Annotated in this window: 9 protein-coding genes and 2 tRNA genes; 10 read left to right on the top strand and 1 reads right to left on the bottom strand. The window is 38.8% G+C overall.

The features are described 5' to 3' along the window. Positions 1–134 precede the first annotated feature (134 nt). On the bottom strand, positions 135–1754 hold the full coding sequence (locus V6W77_RS01710; RefSeq protein ID WP_334253597.1) for a DNA recombination protein RmuC: 1620 nt from the start codon (positions 1752–1754) through the stop codon (positions 135–137). 85 nt (positions 1755–1839) lie between these two features. Between V6W77_RS01710 and V6W77_RS01715 the strand changes: the two genes are divergently transcribed. From V6W77_RS01715 to V6W77_RS01760, 10 genes are all read left to right on the top strand, one after another. Beyond that, positions 1840–2814, top strand: a complete 975-nt coding sequence (locus tag V6W77_RS01715; RefSeq protein WP_334253598.1) for an aminodeoxychorismate synthase component I — start codon at positions 1840–1842, stop codon at positions 2812–2814. Next, complete coding sequence (locus tag V6W77_RS01720; protein ID WP_334228912.1) at positions 2792–3412, top strand: aminotransferase class IV family protein; 621 nt, start codon at positions 2792–2794, stop codon at positions 3410–3412. Before V6W77_RS01715 ends, V6W77_RS01720 begins: the two co-directional genes overlap by 23 nt. Before the next feature lie 91 nt (positions 3413–3503). Continuing rightward, positions 3504–4610, top strand: a complete 1107-nt coding sequence (gene recA, locus V6W77_RS01725) for a recombinase RecA (RefSeq protein ID WP_025236435.1) — start codon at positions 3504–3506, stop codon at positions 4608–4610. 57 nt (positions 4611–4667) lie between these two features. Then, entirely contained in the window at positions 4668–5147 is a 480-nt protein-coding gene (gene recX, locus V6W77_RS01730) for a recombination regulator RecX (RefSeq protein WP_334253599.1), read from the top strand. Beyond that, positions 5140–5451 (top strand): N(4)-acetylcytidine aminohydrolase, encoded by a 312-nt coding sequence (yqfB, locus tag V6W77_RS01735; protein ID WP_025236433.1) that lies wholly within the window; start codon positions 5140–5142, stop codon positions 5449–5451. Before recX ends, yqfB begins: the two co-directional genes overlap by 8 nt. A gap of 9 nt (positions 5452–5460) precedes the next feature. Continuing rightward, positions 5461–5997 carry a DNA topoisomerase family protein gene (locus tag V6W77_RS01740; protein WP_334253600.1) on the top strand — a complete coding sequence of 179 codons (537 nt, stop codon included), beginning with the start codon at positions 5461–5463 and terminating at the stop codon, positions 5995–5997. Beyond that, positions 5990–6544, top strand: coding sequence for an L-threonylcarbamoyladenylate synthase type 1 TsaC (tsaC, locus tag V6W77_RS01745; RefSeq protein ID WP_334253601.1), 555 nt, complete (start codon positions 5990–5992; stop codon positions 6542–6544). The genes V6W77_RS01740 and tsaC overlap by 8 nt, the downstream gene beginning before the upstream one ends. 3 nt (positions 6545–6547) lie before the next feature. Next, the gene (gene aroE / locus V6W77_RS01750; RefSeq protein WP_334253602.1) at positions 6548–7369 is read left to right on the top strand and encodes a shikimate dehydrogenase; all 822 of its coding nucleotides are present in this window, start codon (positions 6548–6550) and stop codon (positions 7367–7369) included. Positions 7370–7539: 170 nt separating this feature from the next. After that, positions 7540–7616 (top strand) — tRNA-Met (locus V6W77_RS01755). Between the two features lie 3 nt (positions 7617–7619). Continuing rightward, positions 7620–7704, top strand: a tRNA-Leu gene (locus tag V6W77_RS01760). Positions 7705–7747 lie beyond the last annotated feature (43 nt).

Here is a 7747-nt window from a genome sequence, read left to right on the forward strand (position 1 = left end):
TGTCTAAATAGGGGGACTAGATCGCCATAAATATTTAATCCATCTTTCTTCTATCACTAAATAGTCAGATGAAGGTAATTTACTAGATGATGGATCACCCCTCTTTAGACAAAGAGGGGTTAGGGGAGATTTGACTATTCTTCCAATAATTCCCTAGACACCATTTCCAATTTTATCGTGTCTGCCTCATTTTCCAGCAATTCCACCTGCGGCATTATTTGGCTGGCTTTGCTGGAAAGATGTTGAAAACGTTCCACTTTACCGATTAAGCCTTGTCGCCCAACGAGTGAGGTAACGGTTTGATTATATTGATTATTTGCGGTGTTCAGCGTATTGCCTAATTTGGCTAAACGATCCGCCACGGCACATACTTGGTTATAAATTTCACCGGCTTTTTCGCTGATTTCTCGTGCCTCTGTGTTACCACGTTCAATTCGCCATAAGTTCGCCACGGTGCGTAAAATCGGCATTAGCGTGGTGTAAGAAACTAAAATCACGTTGCGTTCGTAGCCAAAATTAAAGAGCTGCGGATCGTGTTTCATCGCCTCAATATATGCCGGCTCAATCGGCACAAACATCAGTACAAAATCAGGGCTTTTCACCCCTAACAGGGCACTATAATTTTTCTTGGAAAGTCCCTCGATATGATTTCTCAATGAACGGCAATGTTCGTCTAACGCTTGGGAAATTGCAAAATTTTCTTCGGATCTGACCGCTTGATCGTACGCCACTAACGACACTTTGCTGTCAATAATCAGATGTTTTTGGTCGGGCAGATGTACGACAAAATCGGGGGCGAAGCGTCGCCCTTCTTCATCTCGAAAACTCTCTTGTGCCTGATAATGCTCGCCCGCCAATAAGCCAGCCGATTGCAATGCACTTTCTAACTGCACTTCTCCCCAGTTGCCGGCAATTTTATTGTTGCCTTTTAATGCGGTGGCGAGGTTTTGTGCCTCTTCCGACATTGATACACCAATTTGCAGCACCCGCTTAATTTCCGCCTCTAAATTCGCCGAGCCTTTAAGCGATTCGCTATGCACCTCATTCACCCGTTTTTGAAAGCCTTCAATTTGCTCTTTAAACGGTTTGAGCAACGCCTCAAGTGAACTTTGATTGGTTTCGCTAAAACGTTTACTTTTCTCTTCCAAAATTTGTTGAGCCAAATGTTGGAATTCCATATTAAGCTGTTGTTTTACTTCCACAAAATTGCGTTGCTGCTGCTCAAAATTCGCCTGTTTTTCTGAAAGCGTAGTGCGTAGTTCTGTCAGTTCATTTTGCACCTCATTTAAGCGGCTAAAAAGCGATTGATTTTCTCGCTCTTTTTGCGAAAGGGAACTCTGGCTAAATTGCAACTGTTCTTCCAAGCTCTCGGCTTTAGCGTGTGAAGAACCTATTCTTTCTTTCAACTCATTAATATACCGTTCCAGCTGATTTTCTTGCTGCTCAGCAAGCTCGATTTTTTGTTGAAAACGTTGTAGCTGAGCATCTCGTTCACTCAAGCGTTCGCTTACGGCTTCATATTTCGTTTGTTGTTGCACCGCCCACTGTTCCAGCTGATGTTTTTCTTGGGCTAAAACCTCATACTTTTGTTGAATTTGCTCGAATTTTGTGGTGATTATATCGAGATCTTGGCTTAATTCATAAGCATCTCGCTGATAACGTGATTTCAAGAAAAACAGATAAATCCCCATTATCACGCAAATTGCAAGAGCGATATAAATCCAAATTTCATCAATATTAAGTGATGTGTTCATCGGTAAAACCTTTTTCAAAAAATGCTTTTCAAAACTATTACTTTGCATTATAACAGAGCTTTCCAATATTAAGCATTTCAGTTTTATGCAAGATTTTATAGACAAAGCCAATCAATATGGGCGAGCCAAACGTCCTTTTTTCTTTTTAATTGATTTTGAGCAGGAAAAGCCGCTTATTTTTCCGCTCGAAGAGGCTCATACAAGCGGTCTTTTTTTTGAGTTTTTTTGCAAATCGAATGCAGAAAAAACCTTTGAAAAAGTGGCTAAATCTTTTGAATTTTCAGCAAATCCAATTACTTTTGCTGAATATCAAGCTGGTTTTGAATTGGTGAAGAAAGAAATTCAAGCCGGTAATAGCTATTTGCTGAATTTAAGCTATCCAACAGCCATTGAAACCAATTATTCATTAGCGGAGATTTTTGCAAGTAGTAAGGCAAAATATAAATGTTATCTGCAAGATCAATTTGTCTGCTTTTCGCCCGAATGCTTTGTGCGAATTGAGCAGAACCGCATTTTTTCTTACCCGATGAAAGGCACGATTAATGCGAGCGAAGAAAATGCTGAGCAGAAATTAATGGCTTCTGAAAAAGAGTTTACCGAACATAATACTATTGTAGATTTGATCCGAAACGATCTCGCCTTAGTTGCTAAAAATATTGAGGTTACAAAATATCGTTATGCGGAGAAGGTACACACCCATCGCGGGGCGATTTTGCAGACAAGTTCTGAGATCTGCGGTGAATTAGCTGAAAATTGGCAAGAAAATATTGGATCTATTTTAGCTGCTTTATTACCAGCTGGCTCAATTAGTGGAGCTCCAAAAGAGAAAACGGTTTCCATTATTCAGCAGGCAGAACGAGGCAAACGTGGTTACTACACGGGCATTTTTGGCTATTTCGATGGCGAAAGTTTAGAAAGTGCGGTAGCAATTCGCTACATCGAGCAAACTGCAAATGGATTATTATTCCGCAGCGGCGGCGGAATTACTTCACAAAGTGTGTTAGAAGATGAATATAACGAAATTTTAGAGAAAGTCTATGTGCCAATTTCCACTCTTTGAAACTCTCTCAATTATTGATGGAAAAGTTCAGAATTTGGACTATCATCAGAAGCGTTTTGAACAAGCTGTGCAAAAATATTTTGACTGTGAGCCAACGTTTACACTGGCACAGATTTTAGTTGTGCCAGAGGCTTATCAACAAGGCAAAATACGTTGCCGAATTGATTATAATGCTTCCGAATTTGAGATAAAATTTTTTGCATACTCGCCAAAACAAGTCGAACGTTTTCGTTGTGTGGAGGTGGAAAATTGGGATTATCACTTAAAATTTAGCGATCGCAAGCGGTTTGATTTACTCAATATTTTGCAAAATGAAGAAGTGGTGATTATCAATAATGGCAATGTGAGTGATTGCTCCATTGGTAACTTACTCTTTCTAAAAGATGGAGTTTGGTGTAGTCCGAAAGATTATTTGTTGAAAGGCACTCAATTAACTCAATTACTAGAACAGAATAAAGTGAATTTAACGAAAATCACTCAAGCTGATTTAGGGCAATATGAAAAAATAATGTTAATTAATGCACTTAACCCATTTGATGAATCAAGAGCTTTACCTTGTTCACAAATCTATTTTTGTGATCTGGATCGAAAAGTTTAAAAAAACACTTGCAACTGGATAAGTATATACTATAATAATATACAGTTATTTTACGCAATAAGCGTTTATTAAAATTGACAAAGGATAAAATATGGCTGAGAAGAAAAGTCAAAAAAATACACCTGTAAAACAGGTTGAACCGGAACAAAAAGAGAAGGCACTTGCTGCCGCATTAGCTCAAATTGAGAAACAGTTCGGTAAAGGTTCAATTATGAAATTGGGCGATACGCAAACATTAGATATTGAAGCAGTTTCAACCGGTTCTTTAGGGTTAGATTCCGCATTAGGGATTGGTGGTTTACCAATGGGGCGTATTGTTGAAATCTATGGTCCGGAATCTTCAGGTAAAACAACCTTAACTTTATCTGTTGTGGCTCAGGCACAAAAAACAGGTAAAACTTGTGCCTTTATTGATGCAGAACACGCACTTGACCCTGTTTATGCCCGTAAATTAGGTGTAGATACAGACGAATTATTAATTTCACAGCCGGATAACGGTGAACAAGCATTAGAAATTTGTGATGCCCTAGTACGTTCCGGTGCGGTGGATGTAATTATTGTAGACTCTGTAGCCGCACTTACGCCAAAAGCAGAAATTGAAGGGGATATGGGTGATTCCCATATGGGTTTACAAGCTCGTTTAATGTCGCAAGCATTGCGTAAGTTAACCGCAAACATTAAAGCAACAAACTGCCTGGTTATTTTCATTAACCAAATCCGTATGAAGATTGGTGTAATGTTTGGTAATCCGGAAACTACAACAGGTGGTAACGCGTTAAAATTCTATGCTTCTGTGCGTTTAGACATTCGCCGTTCAGGTGTGGTAAAAGATGGTGATGAAGTTATCGGTAGTGAAACGAAAGTAAAAGTGGTAAAAAACAAAGTTGCTCCGCCATTCCGTGAAGTTCAATTCGATATTATGTATGGCGAAGGGATTGCTCGCACTAATGAATTACTCATTCTGGCAGAAGCAAATGGCTTTATCAAAAAAGCGGGAGCTTGGTTCTCTTATGAAGGCGAAAAAATCGGTCAGGGTAAAAACAATGCGATTAAATGGTTAAAAGAACACCCTGAAATCGCAGAGAAAATTGAGAAAGATGTGAGAGATTTACTCATTGCTAATCCAAATTTGGTTTCTACTAAAGATTCCAACAATTCAGATGATGACAGCGAAGAGTTTAATGAAGAAGAACTATAATTAACTAAGTTTATGCGATTTTCGCTCAATGTGAAAATCGCATTTTTATTTCAACTTATGACAACCATTTCTACAACTAAAACAAATAAATACACTGCGGTTAATTATCTGCTATATTTACTCTCAAAGCGTGATTACAGTGAGCAAGAGCTTCGCCAAAAATTGAAGCAAAAAGAATATGATTTTGATGAAATTGATGAAGCAATAGAAAAGGCACAAGTCAATAATTGGCAAAGTGATGAACGTTTTTGTGTAACTTTTATTCGTTACCGCTCAATGCAAGGTGTAGGTCCTCGCCGACTAAAGCAAGAATTAAAGCTCAAAGGAATTAAAGATTGGCTAATTAACCAAGAACTCGAAAATGCAGAAGTAGATTGGTTTGAATTAGCCGAGCAAATTTTTGAGAAAAAACGACCGCTTGTATGGGATCTTAAAGCCAAACAAAAAATGTGGCGGTTTATGGTCAGCCGTGGTTTTTACAATGATCATTTTAGCCATTTAATGGGTATAGATTATAACAATGATGAATATGAATAGAGAGAAAATTACCTTTTTTAGCCGATTTGAAGCGGATATTGTAAGTGGTAAAAAAACTATTACCATTCGGGATAAATCAGAATCTTACTTTCACCCTAACCAAGAATTAGCCGTTTTTACCAACGAAACGGATCGATTTTTTGCTAACATCAAAGTACTTTCTGTTACTCCGATTCAATATGATGAGCTAAATGATCAACACGCTCAACAAGAGAATATGAGCTTAGCTGAATTGAAAAAAGTCATCCGAGAGATTTATCCGAATGACGATTCCTTTTTTGTGATTGATTTCAAGCTGATTTAAGTTAATGCTATGGTACTTTTTAAATCCACCAAACAAGTCGAATTATGCCCCAAATGTCATTCTCCCTTACAACTTAAACAAGGGAAGAAAGGCTTGTTTTTGGGGTGTTCGGCTTATCCTAAGTGTGATTACATCAAGCCATTGCACCAAGAAAATCATATTATTAAAGCGTTGGAAGAATGTTGCCCTGAGTGCGGACATCATCTCCAATTAAAGCAAGGCAGCTATGGCATTTTTATTGGTTGCAGTAACTATCCTGAATGCCATTTTATTGTTCACGAAGAAGCTGAGGTAGAAGAAGAATTTGATTGCCCTGAATGCAAGCAACATAAACTGGTTGCTAGGAAAGGACGGTCGGGAAAAACATTTTATGGCTGTGCAGGCTTCCCTGATTGTAAATTTACCTTAGCAACTCGACCGATGAAGCAACAGTGTGAAAGATGTGGTTGCGAACTTGCTACCATCAAAAAAGTGAAGGGTAGACAATACAGTATCTGTGCTAACAAAAGCTGCCAACACCAAACTGAAGTAAAAGCGAATGAATAATTTTTTAGAAATAGTTAATCAATTAAAGCAAGAAGAAGTTGTGGCTTATCCAACCGAAGCGGTTTTTGGCTTAGGTTGCAATCCGCAAAGTGGAAAAGCAGTGAGGAAATTACTCGCATTAAAGCAACGCCCTGAAGAGAAAGGCTTAATTTTACTGGCTTCCGATTTAAAATATCTTCTTCCTTATATTGATGACAACAGAATGACAGAGCAGGCTTGGCACCAGCTAAACCAAATTGGTGAGCAAGCTATTACTTGGATTGTGCCTGTAAAAAATAGTGTGCCGAGTTACCTCACAGGCAGATTTGATTCTATTGCCGTGCGTTTATGCAAAGTACCTGCTGTAGCAGCACTCTGCGAGGCAACCGGTTTTGCTCTTACTTCAACCAGTGCCAATTTAACAGGCGAGTCGCCTTGCAGAAATTCAGAGGAAGTACGAATTCAATTTGGAGACGATTTTCCTGCATTAAATGCAGAAACTTTAGGCAGAGAAAATCCTTCTGAAATTCGAGATATTTTCACGCAACAGATTTTTAGACAAGGATAGATAATGAACAAATATGCTGTTTGGGGCAATCCAATTGCACAAAGTAAATCACCTCGTATTCATCAACTTTTTGGCTTGCAGGCTCAACGAGAGATTGAATATGTTGCGAAATTAGGTGATGAAATTGCCTTTGAGCAACAATTAGAGGAGTTTTTTAATTCAGGGGCGAAAGGGTGTAATATCACAGCTCCCTTTAAAGAACGGGCATTTGCTGTTGCTGATGAATATAGTGAAAGTTGCTTATTAGCAGAGGCTTGTAACACTTTAAAACGATTAGATGACGGTCGTTTATATGCCGATAATACCGACGGTAAAGGTTTAGCGGCTGATTTAGAACGGCTTGGTTGGCTAACAACAGGGCAAAAGACCTTAATTTTAGGGGCAGGAGGAGCAACCAAAGGCGTATTGCTTCCGTTACTTAAGTCTGGGCTAGAGATTACGATTTATAACCGTACTATAGATAAAGCGGTCATTTTAGCGGAAAAATTTGCAAAATTTGGCAAAATTCAGACCGCTTGCTTAGAGGAGCTTACCGAACAGCAGTTTGATCTAATCATTAATGCCACTTCTTTAGGCTTACAGGGAAAATATGTTGAACTACCAACATCTTTAATGGCTTCAGCCAAAATTTATGATATGCAATATGCCGTTAATATGCAAACTCCATTTCTCAATTATGCGAGAGATTGTGGTGCTATCGAATATCAAGATGGTTTAGGAATGTTGGTTGGACAAGCTGCTTTTGCTTTTGCATTGTGGGAAGATAAGTTTCCTGATATTGAATTCGTACTAAAACAATTAAAGCAAGAGATGCAATCTGCATAATAGTAAAAGATAACCTATTATTTTATAAACAAAAAACGGTATATTTCCGACAAAACGACGAATATCTATACAAGCAAACCAAAAAATCAAAAAATTCAAAAAAAAGTATTTGACGGAGAGCCTTAAAATCAGCATAATGCACTCCGTTAGCCGATATGGTGAACGCAAAGGGCTACATAGCTCAGCTGGTTAGAGCACAACACTCATAATGTTGGGGTCGCAAGTTCGAATCTCGCTGTAGCCACCATTTGCGGGACTGGCGAAATTGGTAGACGCACCAGATTTAGGTTCTGGCGCCGCGAGGTGTGTGGGTTCAAGTCCCTCGTCCCGCACCATTTATCGATTAACAAAAATTAGTGTTGGGGTATCGCCAAGCGG

Origin of the sequence: Mannheimia indoligenes, from assembly GCF_036880405.1 — a bacterium.
GTDB lineage: Bacteria > Pseudomonadota > Gammaproteobacteria > Enterobacterales > Pasteurellaceae > Mannheimia > Mannheimia indoligenes.